17 protein-coding genes and 1 pseudogene are annotated in these 15,234 nt (G+C 70.0%); 9 read left to right on the forward strand and 9 right to left on the reverse strand.

Going from position 1 to position 15,234, the window contains the following annotated elements; all coding sequences use genetic code 11:
* Nucleotides 1–41: 41 nt before the first annotated feature.
* The gene (locus tag ACYCO6_RS09970; RefSeq protein WP_459771603.1) at nucleotides 42–395 is read right to left on the reverse strand and encodes a hypothetical protein; all 354 of its coding nucleotides are present in this window, start codon (nucleotides 393–395) and stop codon (nucleotides 42–44) included.
* Between ACYCO6_RS09970 and ACYCO6_RS09975 the strand changes: the two genes are divergently transcribed.
* Nucleotides 384–1,832 carry a methyl-accepting chemotaxis protein gene (locus ACYCO6_RS09975; RefSeq protein ID WP_459771605.1) on the forward strand — a complete coding sequence of 483 codons (1,449 nt, stop codon included), beginning with the start codon at nucleotides 384–386 and terminating at the stop codon, nucleotides 1,830–1,832. The two genes, ACYCO6_RS09970 and ACYCO6_RS09975, sit on opposite strands and share 12 nt — an antisense overlap.
* Before the next feature lie 93 nt (nucleotides 1,833–1,925).
* Here ACYCO6_RS09975 and ACYCO6_RS09980 read toward each other — a convergent pair whose 3' ends face one another.
* Nucleotides 1,926–2,609, reverse strand: coding sequence for a PAS domain-containing protein (locus ACYCO6_RS09980; protein ID WP_459771608.1), 684 nt, complete (start codon nucleotides 2,607–2,609; stop codon nucleotides 1,926–1,928).
* A 276-nt stretch (nucleotides 2,610–2,885) separates the two neighbouring features.
* Here ACYCO6_RS09980 and ACYCO6_RS09985 point away from each other — a divergent pair, with 276 nt between their 5' ends.
* A complete protein-coding gene (locus ACYCO6_RS09985) occupies nucleotides 2,886–3,134 on the forward strand; it encodes a flagellar protein (RefSeq protein ID WP_459771609.1) in 249 nt (82 codons plus the stop codon).
* Here ACYCO6_RS09985 and ACYCO6_RS09990 read toward each other — a convergent pair.
* The 5 genes and pseudogenes from ACYCO6_RS09990 to ACYCO6_RS10010 all read right to left on the reverse strand — a co-directional run bounded on the left by ACYCO6_RS09990 (nucleotide 3,124) and on the right by ACYCO6_RS10010 (nucleotide 5,976).
* Nucleotides 3,124–3,822, reverse strand: a complete 699-nt coding sequence (locus ACYCO6_RS09990) for a YoaK family protein (protein WP_459771612.1) — start codon at nucleotides 3,820–3,822, stop codon at nucleotides 3,124–3,126. The two genes, ACYCO6_RS09985 and ACYCO6_RS09990, sit on opposite strands and share 11 nt — an antisense overlap.
* Nucleotides 3,823–4,042: 220 nt before the next feature.
* Nucleotides 4,043–4,363: pseudogene (locus ACYCO6_RS09995) on the reverse strand (hypothetical protein); the annotation flags it as partial.
* Between the two features lie 114 nt (nucleotides 4,364–4,477).
* Nucleotides 4,478–4,855, reverse strand: coding sequence for a hypothetical protein (locus tag ACYCO6_RS10000; RefSeq protein ID WP_459771614.1), 378 nt, complete (start codon nucleotides 4,853–4,855; stop codon nucleotides 4,478–4,480).
* A gap of 107 nt (nucleotides 4,856–4,962) precedes the next feature.
* The gene (locus ACYCO6_RS10005; protein WP_459773498.1) at nucleotides 4,963–5,196 is read right to left on the reverse strand and encodes a hypothetical protein; all 234 of its coding nucleotides are present in this window, start codon (nucleotides 5,194–5,196) and stop codon (nucleotides 4,963–4,965) included.
* Nucleotides 5,197–5,346: 150 nt separating this feature from the next.
* Complete coding sequence (locus ACYCO6_RS10010) at nucleotides 5,347–5,976, reverse strand: carboxymuconolactone decarboxylase family protein (protein WP_459771616.1); 630 nt, start codon at nucleotides 5,974–5,976, stop codon at nucleotides 5,347–5,349.
* 162 nt (nucleotides 5,977–6,138) lie between these two features.
* On the opposite strand from ACYCO6_RS10010, the gene hrpB reads away from it, so the two are divergent.
* From hrpB to ACYCO6_RS10045, 7 genes are all read left to right on the forward strand, one after another.
* Nucleotides 6,139–8,592, forward strand: coding sequence for an ATP-dependent helicase HrpB (gene hrpB / locus ACYCO6_RS10015; RefSeq protein WP_459771618.1), 2,454 nt, complete (start codon nucleotides 6,139–6,141; stop codon nucleotides 8,590–8,592).
* 47 nt (nucleotides 8,593–8,639) lie between these two features.
* Nucleotides 8,640–9,065, forward strand: coding sequence for a PaaI family thioesterase (locus tag ACYCO6_RS10020; protein WP_459771620.1), 426 nt, complete (start codon nucleotides 8,640–8,642; stop codon nucleotides 9,063–9,065).
* Between the two features lie 75 nt (nucleotides 9,066–9,140).
* Nucleotides 9,141–10,361: an SMP-30/gluconolactonase/LRE family protein gene (locus ACYCO6_RS10025; protein WP_459771622.1), complete on the forward strand. Its 1,221-nt coding sequence runs from the start codon at nucleotides 9,141–9,143 to the stop codon at nucleotides 10,359–10,361.
* A 98-nt stretch (nucleotides 10,362–10,459) separates the two neighbouring features.
* Nucleotides 10,460–11,044 carry a DUF1285 domain-containing protein gene (locus ACYCO6_RS10030; protein ID WP_459771624.1) on the forward strand — a complete coding sequence of 195 codons (585 nt, stop codon included), beginning with the start codon at nucleotides 10,460–10,462 and terminating at the stop codon, nucleotides 11,042–11,044.
* Nucleotides 11,041–11,712 carry a CoA pyrophosphatase gene (locus tag ACYCO6_RS10035; protein ID WP_459771626.1) on the forward strand — a complete coding sequence of 224 codons (672 nt, stop codon included), beginning with the start codon at nucleotides 11,041–11,043 and terminating at the stop codon, nucleotides 11,710–11,712. Before ACYCO6_RS10030 ends, ACYCO6_RS10035 begins: the two co-directional genes overlap by 4 nt.
* 13 nt (nucleotides 11,713–11,725) lie before the next feature.
* Nucleotides 11,726–11,983 (forward strand): DUF6111 family protein, encoded by a 258-nt coding sequence (locus ACYCO6_RS10040; protein ID WP_459771628.1) that lies wholly within the window; start codon nucleotides 11,726–11,728, stop codon nucleotides 11,981–11,983.
* Entirely contained in the window at nucleotides 11,980–13,224 is a 1,245-nt protein-coding gene (locus ACYCO6_RS10045; protein ID WP_459771630.1) for a CCA tRNA nucleotidyltransferase, read from the forward strand. The genes ACYCO6_RS10040 and ACYCO6_RS10045 overlap by 4 nt, the downstream gene beginning before the upstream one ends.
* Before the next feature lies 1 nt (nucleotide 13,225).
* Here the strand turns inward: ACYCO6_RS10045 and ACYCO6_RS10050 are convergent, their stop codons facing one another.
* Both ACYCO6_RS10050 and atpD read right to left on the reverse strand, forming a co-directional pair.
* Nucleotides 13,226–13,627 (reverse strand): F0F1 ATP synthase subunit epsilon, encoded by a 402-nt coding sequence (locus ACYCO6_RS10050; protein ID WP_459771632.1) that lies wholly within the window; start codon nucleotides 13,625–13,627, stop codon nucleotides 13,226–13,228.
* Nucleotides 13,628–13,768: 141 nt separating this feature from the next.
* Nucleotides 13,769–15,223, reverse strand: a complete 1,455-nt coding sequence (atpD, locus tag ACYCO6_RS10055; protein WP_459771634.1) for a F0F1 ATP synthase subunit beta — start codon at nucleotides 15,221–15,223, stop codon at nucleotides 13,769–13,771.
* Nucleotides 15,224–15,234: the final 11 nt, after the last annotated feature.

Below are 15,234 nucleotides of genomic sequence, written 5' to 3' on the forward strand. Positions count from 1 at the left end.
TACAATATCATTCATTTCAGCGAATTTTGACCAAATACCAGTCACGGAAAGGGTTCGTTAAAGCGGCTGTGGGGCAATGAGACAGCCTGAGCGCTCTGGGCGGTGCTCGGATCGGTATTACTGTCCCACGACGTTCCGCCATGAAGCGCCTCAACGATCTCAAGTTGATCATCAAGCTTGCGATACCAACCTTGCTGCTGGTTGCTGTTACAGCAGGCCTCATCATGTTGGCGCGATCCAATCTCACGATGTTGGATCAGAACACGCAGCACATTGTGGACGTGAGTGCGAACCGCTTGGTCACAGCACTCGGACTCGCGAAAACTATCGATGAGGCTACCATCCGCGAGAAGAACATTATCATCGAGACCGATGACGCCCGCATGGCCGCTCAAAGCGAGGGCTACAACGAGGCACGTCAGACCGCCTACGCGGACATAGATCGGCTGATCGCGATGGCTGACACACCCGAGCGCCGTGCCGCCAACGAGGGGATCAAGCGCCTCATCGACGAGTTCTTCACGGCCTCGGAGAAGGCGGTCGCGCTCGGGCTCAAGAACGACAACGACGCAGCCACTCGCATCTCGAACACCGCGGGCCGGGCAGCGCGCGGCAAGCTTGTCGAAGCCGTCACCGAGCGCGTCGCCAGCAATCAGCGCGATCTGGCAACGGCCAAGGCGAACGCCTCCGCGGTCGCGGCATCGGCAACCCAGACGCTCACCCTCGTCGCGGTGCTGGGCCTGATCGGAGCGGTCGGCGTGCTCGCGGCCATTGCGGTGCTGGGTATCACAAGGCCGCTCGTGGCGATGACAGGGGCGATGGACCGCCTCGCCTCGGGTGACCTCGATGTTGCGGTGCTCGGCACGGAGCGCAAGGACGAGGTCGGCTCGCTGGCGCGCTCGCTCCAGATCTTCAAGGAGAACGCGATCGAGGCGCGTCACCTCGCGGCGGCTCGCGAGATGGAGAACGAGGCGAAGATGCGCCGCGCGAACGTGCTCGACGACCTCACGAAGCGTTTCGAGCGCAGCGTCTCCGTCCTGACACAGGGCCTCGCCGGCGCCGCGACCGAAATGGAGGCTACTGCCCGGTCCATGACGGAAACCGCCGATGAGACGACGCAGCAGACGATGGCAGTGGCCGGCGCGTCTCAGCAGACTTCGGCCAACGTCCAGACCGTCGCCGCCGCCTCCGAGGAGATGGCGGCCTCGGTGCAGGAGATCGTGCATCAGGTCAGTCAGTCGGCTCAGATCGCCAACATGGCGGTGGAGAAAGCCCAGCATACGGACGCGACCGTGCAGCGTCTGGCCGGCACAGCCGAGCGGATCAGCAGTGCCGTGTCGATCATCTCCACCATCGCGGCGCAGACGAACCTGCTGGCGCTGAACGCCACCATCGAAGCGGCACGAGCCGGTGAGGCGGGCCGGGGCTTTGCGGTGGTCGCCACGGAAGTGAAGGAGCTTGCGGGGCAGACGGCGCGGGCGACCGGCGAGATCGGCGAGCGTATCGCCGAAATCCAGACCGCGACCGAGGAGGCGGTGGCCGACATCCGCGAGATCAGCCGCGTGATCGCCGATATGTCCACCTACGCGGCCAGCATCGCGGCCGCGATGGAGGAGCAGGGCGCGGCCACGCAGGAGATCACCCGCAACGTCCAGCAGGCAGCACGCGGCACGGAGCAGGTGACTCGGAACATCGCGGGCGTGCGCGAGGGGGCCGGCCAGACCAGTGCCGCCGCCACCCAGGTACTCGGGGCGGCCCAGGAACTGGCGCGTCACACGGAGAGCCTGACGCAGGAGGTCGGCACCTTCCTGTCCAGCGTCAAAGCGGCCTGAGGACCAAGCCCGCATCGCGGGCTTCGACCATGCTGGGGAGGCGCGCCGCGCGTGCGCCTTCTCCCGAGCAACCCGGATTCGCCCCGGCGGGCATCACGACTCGGGGGGCTGCCGGAGGTGGAGCCCGGCCTCGCCGCCGGCCGTCCACGTGAACGTGACGCCGCTGGCCTCGAAGGCCGAACGGGCGGCGTTCAGGTTCGAGAGGCGGATGGTCTGCCAGCGCGTCTCGTCTTCGATCCGGGCGATCGTCGAGGGCGACAAATCCGATTTGGCGGAGAGATCCGCGATGCTCCAGCCGAGGATCGCGCGCGCCGCCCTGACCTGCCCGGCAGTGATCCGCTCCCGCTGATGAAGAGCCGACGCTCCGTCCACCTGGAAGCGCTTGCTGCCGGTGATCGCGAGGCAGATCCCCACCCACTCGCGAATCGTGCCGTCACGGTTCAGCACGGGCGCACCGCGGGCATTGAACCAGCGGTAGATGCCATCCTCGCAGAGGATGCGGTAATCCGTGTCGAAGACGCCCTGATGCAGCACTGCCGTGCGCCAAGCCTCCTGTGTGCGCTCGCGGTCCTCGGGGTGGATGGCATCGAGCCAGCCGTAGCCGACCATCTGTTCGGCGCTCTGACCCGTCAGGCGCGTCCAGTCGGCACCCACCCGCGTTGAGCCATCCGGGGTCGCGGTCCAGACGACGGTCGCCACGGCGCGCACCAGGGCGGTGTAACGCTCGTGCCCGAGGCGTGTAGGGTCCGCGACGGACACGCTTGTCGGCTGTTGCATCGGCTCCATCGGCGGCTTCGTCACTGCGCCTCAACTGACCGATTTTCCTGGCTTCATAAACCCCAACGCGCCTGGACGCGTCACCCTCCCACCGGGGATCGGCTCTCCGGGGCCGGCATGGGAGGCCGGTCGATCCGATACGCGGTCGATGTCTCGCGAACCTCTGTTTCCGGGTAGAGCGGCGGGACAGGCGAGCCCCGACCGCTCAAATTCGCGCGATCCGCGCAACCGCCGCTCAGCGGAATCCTGTCACCGTCTCAGGCGGGAGATCCGACCATGATCGACGCCCTTCAGACCGCCACCGCCGGCATGGCCCGGGCGACCGACCGGCTCGGCACGGCCGCGAAGACCATTGCGGCCAGCGGCGCGCCGCTCGGCGACACGGCCCTGCCTCCGGCTGCACAGGTCGATTTGTCCAGCGCGGCCGCCGACCTGATCGGGTCGGAGGCGGCCTTCGCGCTGAACGCCGCGGTGGCGCGCACCGCCGATCGCATGACCGGGAGGCTCCTCGACATCAGCGCCTGAGCGCCGGCACCGCGAGCCACGCCAGGACAGCACCGGCCGCAAACAGCAGGGCCACGCCGACGACGCGATAGATCAAGACGCCCGCAAGGCCGCCGGCCAGGAAGGCGCCGACCGTCAGCAGATGGAGGTGCAACCTCGCGGGGTCGTGCGGCTTCAGCACGCCAGAATCGCGACTGCCGCCATCGAGCCAGCGCGCGAGTTCGATGCCGATATCGGTGATCATGCCCGTGACATGCGTGGTCCGCACGCGGGCCTCCGAGATCTTCGTCACCGCGGCATTCTGCAGGCCGAGGGCGAAGCTCAGGCCGAGCACGAGGGCGCGGCTCCGGGCCGGGTCGTGGAGCGGCAGTACGAACAGGCCGATAGCGACGAGGAGGAACGCCTCGGCGCAGACGCTGTAGGCGTAGGCACCGGCGCGCGCGCGCCGCAGCCGGCGGCGGATCAGGAGCGTCGAGCTCGCGGAGCCCAGGACGAACAGGAGGATAAGCAGCAGTGCCTGCCCGGCCAGGGCGAGGTTCCCCGTGCCGGCCCGGTCGGAGATCGCCGAGACGTTGCCGGTCATGTTCGAGGCGTAGAGGCCGACCGCGTAGAAGCCCGCGGTGTTCAGCGCGCCGGCCACCGCCGCCAGCGACAGGGCCAGATTCCTGTCGGCCTCGCGGGTGCGCGCCTCGCCTTCGTGGACCAGCATGGAATCATCGGTGATGGTGGGAGGGAGCCGGATTTCAGCCCAACCGCATGGTCGGCATCAAGCGGCCTGCGCGAGATCGCCCTCGACCGCCGCGAGTGCCCACTCCAGCGCAGCGAAACAGACCGGGTCGAAGGCCTTGCCGAGATCGGCGCGCACGATCCCGAGCGCCTCCTCAAGCGGCATTGCTGCCCGACAAGGGCGATCCGCGGTGAGCGCGTCGAACCTTCGGCAGGCCGTCGCTGACCGTCTTGAAGTCGCGCTTGAAGCCGATGTCGTCCGACAGCTCGAGCGCGCAGATCCGGGCCGCGTTGCTGGAGCAGCCCAGGTCCTTCAGCATGATCGTGTAGTAGAGCTCCCAGAGCTCGCGGGTCGGAAGACCCATCGCGCGCCCGACATACATGCCGATATAGGTCGCGCGCACGCAGTGGCCGGCCGGCTGCCCCTCGGTGAGATCGAGGGCGTGGCTCAGGGCCGCCAGGACGTCCGAGAGACAGACGTCGTTCGCAGCCCCGGAATCTGCACCGAGCAGGGGCAATGACATCGCGGGCCGATCCCGACGCATCCGCGGGACCTTACGACGACAGGCATGAACACCCGGTTCATGCCTGTCGCGCCCGAACGCGTGGACCCCGGATGTGACGGGCCGCCGTCCAGCTTACCATCCGCGATAGCCGTAGCCGCCGTCCCAATCCCCGTGCCAGTGGCGGGCGGGGCCGTAGCCGACCGGCACCCGCTCGTAGGTCACGGTCCGCCGCGTGGCATAGGCCGGAGCGTCTTCTTCGTAGACGCGATAGGCTGGGGCCGGCCGCACCACGACGGGCGCGGGTGCGTAGCCGTAGTCAGAATAACCGTAGCCGTAGCCGTAGGCGGGGGCGGCGTGGGCCTGGGCCGCGGCGCCGATCAGCGCGCCGGCCGCGAGGCCGCCGATGATGCCCGCCGCGATGGCTCCGCCGCCGCGCGCCTCGGCTGTCGACGAGGCCAGGGTGCCAGCGCCGACCAGCGCGGCGGCCGAGAGCAGAGCGATGCGAGTCATGACCTGTCTCCGAATGACGCGCGGGCGGCCTGAGCCGTCCCGGATCACGGAAGACACGATCCCACGGTCGCGCTGCACCGCGCCTGAAACGTGCCTGCAGCCGCTGTTCAGCTTGCGCGCTCGCATGCTTGGCCGGGCGCCTCCCGGATGTAGCCGCGGGAGATCAAGCGGCTGCGCTCGCGGGTGCGTCGCTCCGCCTCCATAAGGTCGGAGAGAGCGTCGGCGATGGCGCAGCGCAGCGCGATCCCGGCATCGCCGCCGGCGAAACCGAGATACGCGGCACTGATCGCCTCGACGGGGCAGGCATGGTCGTCTCGCGTGGCAGCGGCCTGGGTCAGCATCATGGCCTCCTTCGTTGCGCCCGTGAACGAAAAGAGAACAAGCCACACTGGTTAACGTTCGGTCAATGCGCCCCCCATCAGCCCGGCCGGCCCGGCCGAACCCTGTGGAAAACGGGGATTTAGCCGCCTAGCCCCTGTGGATAAGCCAGTTCATTCGGGCATGCGCGGCAGCGGCTTGCCGTCCTCGGGAATCGCGTAACGCGCCGCGTTCAGCTCCATGGCCAGGAAGGTGTAGTAGCCCGAGATGGCGGCGAGATCGACGACGGCCGCCTTGCCGAACCGGGCCTCCGCGCGGGCAAAGGTCGCGTCCGAGACGCGCTTGGTGTCCTGCAATTCCGACGTGAAATCGTACACGATCGTCTCGTCGTCGTTCATCTTCGCCGGCCGGCGGCCATCGCGGATCGCCGCGATGATCTCGGGCGCGATCCCCGCCTTCTCGGCGATCGGCGCGTGAACGTACCACTCGTAATCCTGCGTCCAGCGACGGGCGGTCATCAGGATCACCAGCTCCGACAGCGTGGTGCCGATCTTAGGCTTGAATCGGAGGTAGTCGCCCATCGACCGAGCCAGCGTCATGACCTCGGGAGAGTGCATCAGGGGCTCGAACGGCCCGAAGGGCGGCTTCCCGCGCGCCTGCTGGAAGGCCTCGGCCGCCTGCCTCTGCTCGGGTGTGTAATCCTGCGGCGGAATGGTCGGAAGCCGGTCCTGCGCCCGCGCGGCGGTGAGCGAAAGGGGCAAGGCGGCCAGCGCGAGGGCACGCGCGAGGCGGAGGCGTCTCATGGGGTCACTCCCGGTTGTTTTTTGCAGTCACGCCGCACCATCGCGGCCGGGCGCGTCCCCGGCCAGGGCTCCCGTGGCCTGTACGGTATCGATTTCCGCGCAGCGTCACGCAGCGGCCAAGGTGGTTGCGCTCGCCGCCGCGCCGCGCCATCAGCCACCGCGATGGCCGGCCCCTCAACCGCGCTGCCGATCGAGGCAGCGCTCCCCGATCTGCGTCGCGCGCTCTCCGGGCGGAACGCCGCCGTGCTGGTGGCGCCGCCGGGCGCCGGCAAGACGACGCGGGTGCCCCTCGACCTGCTCGAGGCGCCCTGGCTCGAGGGGCGCAAGATCATCCTGCTGGAGCCGCGGCGGCTCGCGGCCCGGGCCGCCGCGGCCCGCATGGCGCAGACGCTCGGCGAGCCGGTCGGCGGCACGGTGGGTCTGCGCGTCCGGCTCGGTTCGAAGATCTCTGCCCGCACCCGCATCGAGGTGGTCACCGAGGGTGTCTTCACCCGCATGATCCTCGACGATCCGGAACTCTCCGGCATCGGCGCGGTCCTGTTCGACGAGTTCCACGAGCGCTCCCTCGACGCGGATCTCGGCCTGGCGCTGGCGCTCGACGCGCAGGGGGGCCTGCGCGAGGACCTGCGGATCCTAGTCATGTCGGCGACGCTCGACGGCGCGCGGGTCGCGCAGCTCATGGGCGATGCCCCGGTTGTCGCCTCCGAGGGGCGGGCCTTCCCGGTGGAGACACGCTACGTCGAGCGCGACCCCAACCGGCGCATCGAGGATTCTGTGGCCGACCTCACGCTCCGCGCCCTGCGGGCGGATCCGGGCTCGATCCTGGTCTTCCTGCCCGGGCAGGCGGAGATCCGCAGGACAGTCGATCTCCTGGCCGAACGGGTCGGCCCCGAGGTGCAGCTCGCGCCGCTCTACGGCGCGCTCACCCCGGCCGAGCAGGACAGGGCCGTCGCCCCGGCACCCGCCGGCACCCGGAAGGTGGTGCTCGCCACCAGCATCGCCGAGACCTCGCTGACCATCGAGGGCGTCCGGATCGTCGTCGATTCCGGGTTGGCGCGGGTTCCGGTCTACGAACCGGGCCTCGGCCTGACGCGGCTCGTGACCGCGCGGGCCTCGCGCGCCTCCGTGGACCAGCGCCGGGGTCGCGCAGGCCGCACCGAGCCGGGCCTGTGCTGGCGGCTCTGGTCGGAGGCTGGCACCAACGCCCTGGAGCCCTTCACGCGGCCCGAGATCCTGTCGGCGGACCTCGCCGGGCTGCTCCTCGACTGCGCCGCCTGGGGGGTGGCCGACCCGCGGAGTTTGGCCTTCCTCGACCCGCCGCCGACCCCGGCCCTGGCCGAGGCCCGCGCTCTGCTGGCCGAACTCGGAGCGCTCGACGCGGACGGGCGCCTGACGGAAGTCGGCGCGCGCCTCCGGGCCTTGCCGCTGCCGCCGCGGCTCGCCCGGATGGTGACGGCGGCGGCCGGACAGGGTGAGGCCCGCGCCGCCGCGGACCTCGCGGCGGTCTTGGTCGAGCGCGGGCTCGGGGGTGAGAGCCTCGATCTCGACGAACGGGTCGAGCGGTTCCGCCGCGACCGGGGTGGCCGGGCCGCCGACATGCGTCGGCTCGCGGAAGGCTGGGCGCGGAGCGCGGGCGGAGGCCAGCAGGGCACACCGGCCCCGGCCGGCCCGCTCCTGGCGCTCGCCTATCCGGACCGGGTCGCCCGGTCCCGGGGCCGCGAGGGTGAATTCGTGATGGCGAGCGGCCGGGCAGGCCGCCTCGACCCGGCCAGCCCGCTCGCGCGGGGGACGTTCCTGGTGGTCGCCGATCTCGCCGGGTCGGCCGGCAATGCCCGCATCCTGGCCGCGGCGGCGATCGAGGCCGACGCGATCGAGCGGCTGTTCGCCGACAGGATCGAAGCGCGCACGGAGATCACCTTCGACCCGCAAGCCGCCGCCCTGCGGGCCCGGGCCGTCCGGCGCCTGGGCGCGGTCAATCTCGGTGAGCGGCCGTTGCCGGTGCCGGCTACCCCGGAGAGCGCGGAAATCCTGGCAACAGGCATCGCCGGTCTCGGACTCGACCGCCTGCCCTGGACACCTGCCTTGTCGCAGTGGCGTGCCCGGATCCGGTTCCTGCACGCCGCTGAGAGCGATCCTTGGCCCGACCTCTCCGACGAAGCGCTCGCGGCGACCGCGTCGGCCTGGCTCGCGCCGGCGCTGATCGGGCGGACCTCCCTGTCCGCCGTCACGGCGGACGACCTCGCGGGTGCCCTGCAGGGCCTGCTGCCCTGGCAGCTCCGCGGCCGGCTCGACGCCGAGGCGCCGACCCATGTCGAGGTGCCGACCGGCTCGCGCGTCCCGGTGGATTACGATGCCGAGGAACCGGTGCTCGCCGTGCGGGTGCAGGAGCTCTTCGGCCTCGACCATCACCCGCAGGCCGGGGGACGGCCGCTGATCCTGCATCTGCTGTCGCCGGCCCAGCGCCCGATCCAGATCACCCGCGACCTGCCGGGTTTCTGGCGCGGCTCCTGGGCGGCTGTGCGGGCGGAGATGCGCGGGCGCTACCCCCGCCATCCCTGGCCGGAGGATCCGCTCAGCGAGGCTCCTACCCGCCGGGCGAAGCCGCGGGGCACCTGACCGGCCGCTGCCATTTCCCGAACCTCGACATTCACGGACGAAACCCGATGACCACCAAAACGAACCCTTTCGATCCCGCTGCCGAGGGCTGGTCACTGGTGGAGGACAAAGGCTTCATCGCCCATGTCGGGCCGCTTCACCTGCGCGAAGCGGACGGCGCCTACGCGTTCTGGGCAGAGCAGAAGCACGCCAACCTGATCGGCGTCGTCCACGGCGGCATGCTCATGAGCTTCGCCGACCGTGCCCTCGGCGAGACCGCCATGCGCGCAGCCGATGGTGCAAATTGCGTGACCATCCAGCTCGAGATGAAGTTCATCGACGTCGGCCGCCTGGGCGACTGGATCGAGATCCGCCCGCAGGTGGTCAAGCGCACGGGCTCCCTCGTGTTCATGCGCGGCGAGGTCCGCGAGGGCACGCGCCTGTTGGCTTCGGCGGACGGCGTCTGGAAGATCCTGCGGCGCCGGCCAAGTTGACCCCACCGCCGAGCACATCATTCTGAGGCAAGCTTGGCGCCTTAACGTACAGCCCTGCCTATCGGGGGAAACCGGATGAAGCCGTGGGAGAACGAGACGCCGAAGGTCGGCGGCAGCGGCCTCGCGGCGCCATCCCGTCGTGCGCTCCTTGTCGGAGCCAGCGCGGCCGTCGCAGTAGCCGGTGGCGCCGCGGCCCAGCCGGAACCGGCCAGCACTGTGACGACCCCGCCGCGCGACTTCCGGCCCGGCGCCCCTCCGACCACCTATTTCACAGATCCTGACGTGATCGCGGTCGATCCGGCCTTCGAGCCCTACATCGTTCCCAACAGCGCCATCCGTCGCCTCTGGACTGGGGCGCTCTGGGCGGAGGGGCCGGCCTGGAACAGCGTGGGACGGTTCCTCGTCTGGAGCGACATCCCCAACAATCGACAGATGCGCTGGCTGGAGGAGGACGGGCACGTCTCGGTATTCCGCGCACCGAGCAACAACTCCAATGGCAACAGCTTCGACCGCCAGGGCCGCCAGCTCTCCTGCGAGCACGCCGGCCGGCGCGTGGTGCGCTACGAACTCGACGGCTCGGCTACGGTGCTGGCGGACAGCTTCGAGGGCAAGCCGCTCAACGCGCCCAACGACGTGGTCCAGCATGCGGACGGGTCGTACTGGTTCACCGATCCGCCCTACGGCGCGCTGCTGTACGAGGGCGTGCCGGACGAGGCGGGCGGCCCGTCGAACCCGCACGGTCATCTCAATCCGCGGCTGGGGCAGCCTGCGGGGATCGCCACGAAGCGGCGGGTGCTACCCAACGCGGTCTACCGGATCGATCCGTCTGGCCGGATCGACCGGGTGCTCACCGACGATCAGGTTCCCGACCCGAACGGGTTGTGCTTCTCGCCCGACCATCGGATCCTCTACGTCTGCTCAACCGGCAAGGGGCCGGGCGAGACGGGTCCCGGCGGCAAGGGCGAGATCTACGCATTCGATGTCGGGAGCAACGCAGCGCTGTCCAACAAGCGGCTCTTCGCGGATTGCGTTGTAGACGGCGTGAAATGCGGGCCCGACGGCGTGCGAGCCGATGTCGACGGCAATCTCTGGGCGTCGAGCAATGCGGGCCGGGCGACCGGCTACAACGGCGTCACGGTGTGGACGCCACAGGGCAAGCTCATGGGCCGCATCCGCCTGCCCGAGGTCTGCGGCAACATCACCTTCGGCGGCCCGAAGCGGAATCGCCTGTTCATGGCCGCCAGTCAGTCGATCTACGCCCTCACGGTGAACACCCAGGGCGCCGGGCCAGCCTGACCGGCCGCCGCGGAGGCAGCGGTCCGGCGCATCCCTGCCATCGGCACGGGCTCGACAGCCATGGCTGCCGGCCTGCCGGCACGCTATCTGTCGTGGGCATGAGCGAGGAATCCGTCCCCGACCCCACCTTGAGCCGCCTCAGCGCGGCCCTGGGGGACCTGCCGAAGCGCGGGCTGCCGCCGGTCGAGCGCTGGAACCCGCCCTATTGCGGGGAGATCGATATCCGGATCGCGTCGGACGGGACCTGGCACCACAACGGTTCGCCGATCCGGCGGGACAAGCTCGTCAAGCTGTTCGCCACCATCCTGCGGCGGGAGCCGGACGGGCGCACCGTGCTGGTCACACCGGTGGAGAGCGTCGGGATCACCGTCGAGGACGCGGCCTTCGTGGCGGTCGAGATGGCGGTGGACGGAGCCGGGGAGGGGAGGCGCATGTCCTTCCGGACCAACGTCGACGATCTGGTCAGCGTCGATGCCGAGCACGCCCTGCGCTTCGAGGAGGCGCCGGACGGGGCACTCAAGCCCTATCTCCATGTCCGCCGCGGTCTCTGGGCACGGGTGACCCGGGCGCTCACCTACGATCTCGTGGATCTCGCCGAGGAGTGCAGCATCGACGGCCAACCCTGGCTCGGCCTCTGGGCCGGCGGCGTCTTCCACACCATCGCGCCGGCCGTCGTCGCGTGAGAGACCCGCTCGCCGACTTCCTCGCCCGCGCGGCCTCCGGCCTGTCCGCGGAACCGCCGGGGCCGGACGACCCCACGTCAAATCCCCGGGGCGATCACAGCCTCGACCCGGATGGGTCGGCCGTCCTCCCGCCACCGCCGCATCGGCGGGCCGCAGTGCTCGCCCCCGTGATCCTGCGCGCGGACGGCCCGAGCCTGGTCCTGACGGAGCGCGCCGCGAACCTGCGCGACCATTCCGGCCAGGTCGCTTTGCCTGGCGGAAAGATCGACCCGTCCGATCCGGGACCCGCAGATGCGGCCTTGCGGGAGGCTCACGAGGAGATCGGGCTGTCGCCCGCCTCCGTGCGCCTGCTCGGCTATCTCGATCCCTACCTGTCGGGGACCGGCTTCTTGGTCACCCCGGTGATCGGTCTCGTCGCCCCGGAAGCGACCTTCCGGCCGAACCCCGCGGAGGTTGCGGACGTCTTCGAGGTGCCGCTGTCGGTGTTGATGGATCGGGAGCGCTACAGGCTGCGTTCCCGGGCCTGGCAGGGCCGCACCCGCTGGTTCTACGCCCTGACCTTCGGCGAGCGGCTGATCTGGGGCGTGACCGCCGGGATCCTGAACAATCTCCGGGAGCGACTCTACCCGGAATCCGAACCCGGTGAGGTCCGCCGCTCGGCGGGATAGGCTACGAAAAGCCATGCTGCGTCGCGTCCTCGAAGAGTTCGGCCTCTTCCTCATCCCCTTCGCGCTGTTCGTGATCTACCTCGTGCTGGCCGGCCGCAATCCGCTGCGCCGGGTGCACTGGGACCCGCATCTCTGGCGTCTCGTGCTTGCCGGCCTAGCGGTGGTGATCGGGACGCTCGTCTACGAAGGCCTGTTCTCGGAGCGTCGGACCGGCGGATACGTGCCCACGCATATGGAGAACGGCCGCCTGGTTCCGGGGGGCTTCCGATGAGGCGCACCCTCGACCGCGCGGCTCTCTCGGCTCTGCTCGAGCGTCCGGGAGTCCGGCGGGCGCTCGCAGCCCTCGACCAACACGGCGCCGAGACCCGTCTGGTCGGAGGCTGCGTGCGTGACGCGCTCCTCGGAGCCCCCGCGGCCGATATCGACCTCGCGACCACCTTGCCGCCGGATGCAGTCATGGCGTCCGCCGGGCAGATGCGCGGCCTCAAGGCAGTGCCGACCGGGATCGAACACGGCACGATCACCCTGGTCACCGAGGACGGCCCGATCGAGGTCACCACCCTGCGGGAGGATGTTGAAACGGATGGACGCCGCGCGGTCGTCCGGTTCGGCAGCGATTTCGCCCGAGACGCGGAGCGGCGCGACTTCACCGTCAACGCGCTGTCGCTCGGCGCCGACGGCGTGCTGCACGACACGGTTGGCGGCCTCTCCGACCTGGAGGCCGGGCGGGTCCGCTTCATCGGCGATCCCGCGACACGGATCCGCGAAGACGCACTGCGAGTCCTGCGCTTCTTCCGCTTTCACGCGCGCTTTGGCACCGGGGCGCCCGACGCCGCGGCGCTCGCCGCCTGCGTGGCCGGGCGGGACGCCCTGGACCGCCTCTCCCGCGAGCGGGTGCGGACGGAGTTCCTGAAGCTGCTGGCCGCCGCGGGCGGTCCGGCCATGGTCGCGACACTGAGCGCGACCGGGCTGCTCCAGCGGATCACCGGCGGCGTCGGCGAACTCGGCCGACTGGAGCGCGCCGCGGCCGCGTCGCTGTCACCGGTGATGCGCCTCGCGGCACTCGCCGTCGGAGGCCGGCACGACGCGGACCGCCTGCGCGAGCGGCTGCGCCTCTCGAACCAGGAGCACGGGCAGCTCACCGGCTACGCGGACGCGCTGGCGGCATTGCACGGTCGCGCAGCGATCGACGGCACCGCTGCGCGGGCGCTCGCGGCCGAGCACGGCACCGCGCTCTTGACGGAGACGCTCCTGATCCTGTCGGGCGAGCCGAGACCCGCGATGACGGAGGACGCGCGCAAGGCGCTGCAGGATCTGGGCGGGGAGGGGGGTGCGCCGATCTTTCCGCTGGCTGGCGCGGATCTCGTCGCCGCGGGCGTGAAGCCCGGTCCGGCGCTCGGCCGCGGCTTGGCGGCGGCCCGGAAAATCTGGTTGGCGCTCGGTTGTCCCGCCGGAGAGGAGGCACGGGCCGAATTGCTGGCGCGGGCGCTGGAGAGCGCCCGCGGATCCTAGCTCAGAGCTTCAGGAGCGCCTTCGTCTCCTGGAGCTGGACGATCTGCCCGTTCAGCTCCTCGCGCTTCTGCAGGTCTTCGGTGGCGTCGCGCTGCATCTCGACAGCCTCGATATCCCGGTCGAGCGACTCAGGGGTCAGTTCCTCGATCGGCGCGGCGCGCTCCGCCAGCACGGTGACGGCGGTCGGGCCGATATCGGCGAAGCCGCCGCGGACGTAGATCCGCTTGCCGCTGCCCTGGCTCTCGGTGACCACGATGACGCCGACCCGCAGAGAGGTCAGCACGGGCGCGTGGCCCGGCATCACGGTCATCTCGCCCTCGGTGCCGGGCAGCTGAACGGCGGTCACCTCGCCGGAATACAGCGTCCGCTCGGGGCCGACGAAATCGAAGTGAAAGGTGGCCATGGCCTGACGTGTTCCCGGATCCGCGACGCGCTCTCCGCCTTGCGGGGAGGGGGTTGGAGGAAAAGGCCGCGCGGACGGCACCGGTGAGGTTCGTCCGCGCGGCCCCTGTCCCCTTCCCGCGCGGGAAGGGGACGTGTCGTCTTACGCCGCCTTCAGCTTCTTGGCCTTCTCCTGGGCCTCCTCGATGGTGCCGACCATGTAGAAGGCGGCCTCCGGGAGATCGTCGTAGTCGCCGTTCACCAGGCCCTTGAAGCCCTTGATGGTGTCCTCGAGGGCGACCTGCTTGCCGGGCGAGCCGGTGAACACCTCGGCCACCGAGAAGGGCTGCGAGAAGAAGCGCTCGATCTTGCGGGCGCGGGCCACGGTCAGCTTGTCCTCCTCGGACAGCTCGTCCATGCCCAGGATCGCGATGATGTCCTGGAGCGCCTTGTAGCGCTGCAGGGTCTGCTGGACGCGGCGGGCGACGTCGTAATGCTCCTCACCGAGGATCGTCGGCGACAGCATACGCGAGGTCGAGTCCAGCGGATCCACCGCCGGGTAGATACCCTTCTCGGCGATTGAGCGTGACAGCACGGTCGTGGCGTCGAGGTGGGCGAAGGAGGCGGCCGGGGCCGGGTCGGTCAGGTCGTCGGCCGGCACGTAGATGGCCTGCACTGAGGTGATCGAGCCCTTGGTCGTGGTGGTGATGCGCTCCTGGAGGGCGCCCATGTCGGTGGCGAGCGTCGGCTGGTAGCCCACCGCCGACGGGATGCGGCCGAGGAGCGCCGACACCTCGGAGCCCGCCTGCGTGAAGCGGAAGATGTTGTCGACGAAGAACAGCACGTCCTGGCCGTCGTCGCGGAACTGCTCGGCGATGGTCAGGCCGGTCAGGGCGACGCGCGAGCGGGCGCCGGGCGACTCGTTCATCTGGCCGTAGACCAGGGCGCACTTCGAACCCTCGGCGGAGCCGTGCTCCTTCGGGTCGACGTTCACCTTGGACTCGATCATCTCGTGGTAGAGGTCGTTACCCTCGCGGGTGCGCTCACCCACGCCGGCGAAGACCGAGTAGCCCGAGTGCACCTTCGCGATGTTGTTGATCAGCTCCATGATCAGCACGGTCTTGCCGACGCCGGCGCCGCCGAACAGGCCGATCTTACCGCCCTTCGCGTAGGGAGCGAGCAGGTCCACCACCTTGATGCCGGTGACGAGGATCTGCGCCTCGGTCGACTGCTCGGCGTAGGAGGGGGCCGGCTGGTGGATGGCGCGGTACGTGTCGGTCTGGACCGGGCCGGCCTCGTCGATCGGCTCGCCGATGACGTTCATGATGCGGCCCAGCGTGTTCATGCCCACCGGAACCTTGATCGGCTCGCCGGTGTCGGTGCACTCCTGGCCGCGGGTCAGGCCCTCGGACGTGTCCATGGCGATGCAGCGGACGGTGTTCTCGCCGAGCTGCTGGGCAACCTCGAGAACGAGGCGCGCGCCGTTGTTCTTGGTCTCAAGGGCGTTCAGGATCTCGGGCAGGTGGCCCTCGAACTGCACGTCGACCACGGGGCCGATGACCTGGGTGATCTTGCCGACCTTGTTGGAGCCGGTGCCGGGGAGTGCGGTGTTCGCCATCGTTAACCTAC

The sequence above is a fragment of the Methylobacterium sp. CM6257 genome, from assembly GCF_054611515.1.

Excerpts from the sequence above, each read along its gene's own strand:
- hrpB (WP_459771618.1), top strand. The coding sequence starts at position 6,139 with ATGGCCGGCCCCTCAACCGCGCTGCCGATCGAGGCAGCGCTCCCCGAT.
- ACYCO6_RS10045 (WP_459771630.1), top strand. The coding sequence starts at position 11,980 with ATGAGGCGCACCCTCGACCGCGCGGCTCTCTCGGCTCTGCTCGAGCGT.
- ACYCO6_RS10040 (WP_459771628.1), top strand. The coding sequence starts at position 11,726 with ATGCTGCGTCGCGTCCTCGAAGAGTTCGGCCTCTTCCTCATCCCCTTC.
- ACYCO6_RS09975 (WP_459771605.1), top strand. The coding sequence starts at position 384 with ATGGCCGCTCAAAGCGAGGGCTACAACGAGGCACGTCAGACCGCCTAC.
- ACYCO6_RS10020 (WP_459771620.1), top strand. The coding sequence starts at position 8,640 with ATGACCACCAAAACGAACCCTTTCGATCCCGCTGCCGAGGGCTGGTCA.
- ACYCO6_RS10000 (WP_459771614.1), bottom strand. The coding sequence starts at position 4,855 with ATGACTCGCATCGCTCTGCTCTCGGCCGCCGCGCTGGTCGGCGCTGGC.
- ACYCO6_RS10010 (WP_459771616.1), bottom strand. The coding sequence starts at position 5,976 with ATGAGACGCCTCCGCCTCGCGCGTGCCCTCGCGCTGGCCGCCTTGCCC.
- ACYCO6_RS10005 (WP_459773498.1), bottom strand. The coding sequence starts at position 5,196 with ATGCTGACCCAGGCCGCTGCCACGCGAGACGACCATGCCTGCCCCGTC.
- ACYCO6_RS10025 (WP_459771622.1), top strand. The coding sequence starts at position 9,141 with ATGAAGCCGTGGGAGAACGAGACGCCGAAGGTCGGCGGCAGCGGCCTC.
- atpD (WP_459771634.1), bottom strand. The coding sequence starts at position 15,223 with ATGGCGAACACCGCACTCCCCGGCACCGGCTCCAACAAGGTCGGCAAG.
- ACYCO6_RS10050 (WP_459771632.1), bottom strand. The coding sequence starts at position 13,627 with ATGGCCACCTTTCACTTCGATTTCGTCGGCCCCGAGCGGACGCTGTAT.
- ACYCO6_RS09990 (WP_459771612.1), bottom strand. The coding sequence starts at position 3,822 with ATGCTGGTCCACGAAGGCGAGGCGCGCACCCGCGAGGCCGACAGGAAT.
- ACYCO6_RS10030 (WP_459771624.1), top strand. The coding sequence starts at position 10,460 with ATGAGCGAGGAATCCGTCCCCGACCCCACCTTGAGCCGCCTCAGCGCG.
- ACYCO6_RS09985 (WP_459771609.1), top strand. The coding sequence starts at position 2,886 with ATGATCGACGCCCTTCAGACCGCCACCGCCGGCATGGCCCGGGCGACC.
- ACYCO6_RS09980 (WP_459771608.1), bottom strand. The coding sequence starts at position 2,609 with ATGCAACAGCCGACAAGCGTGTCCGTCGCGGACCCTACACGCCTCGGG.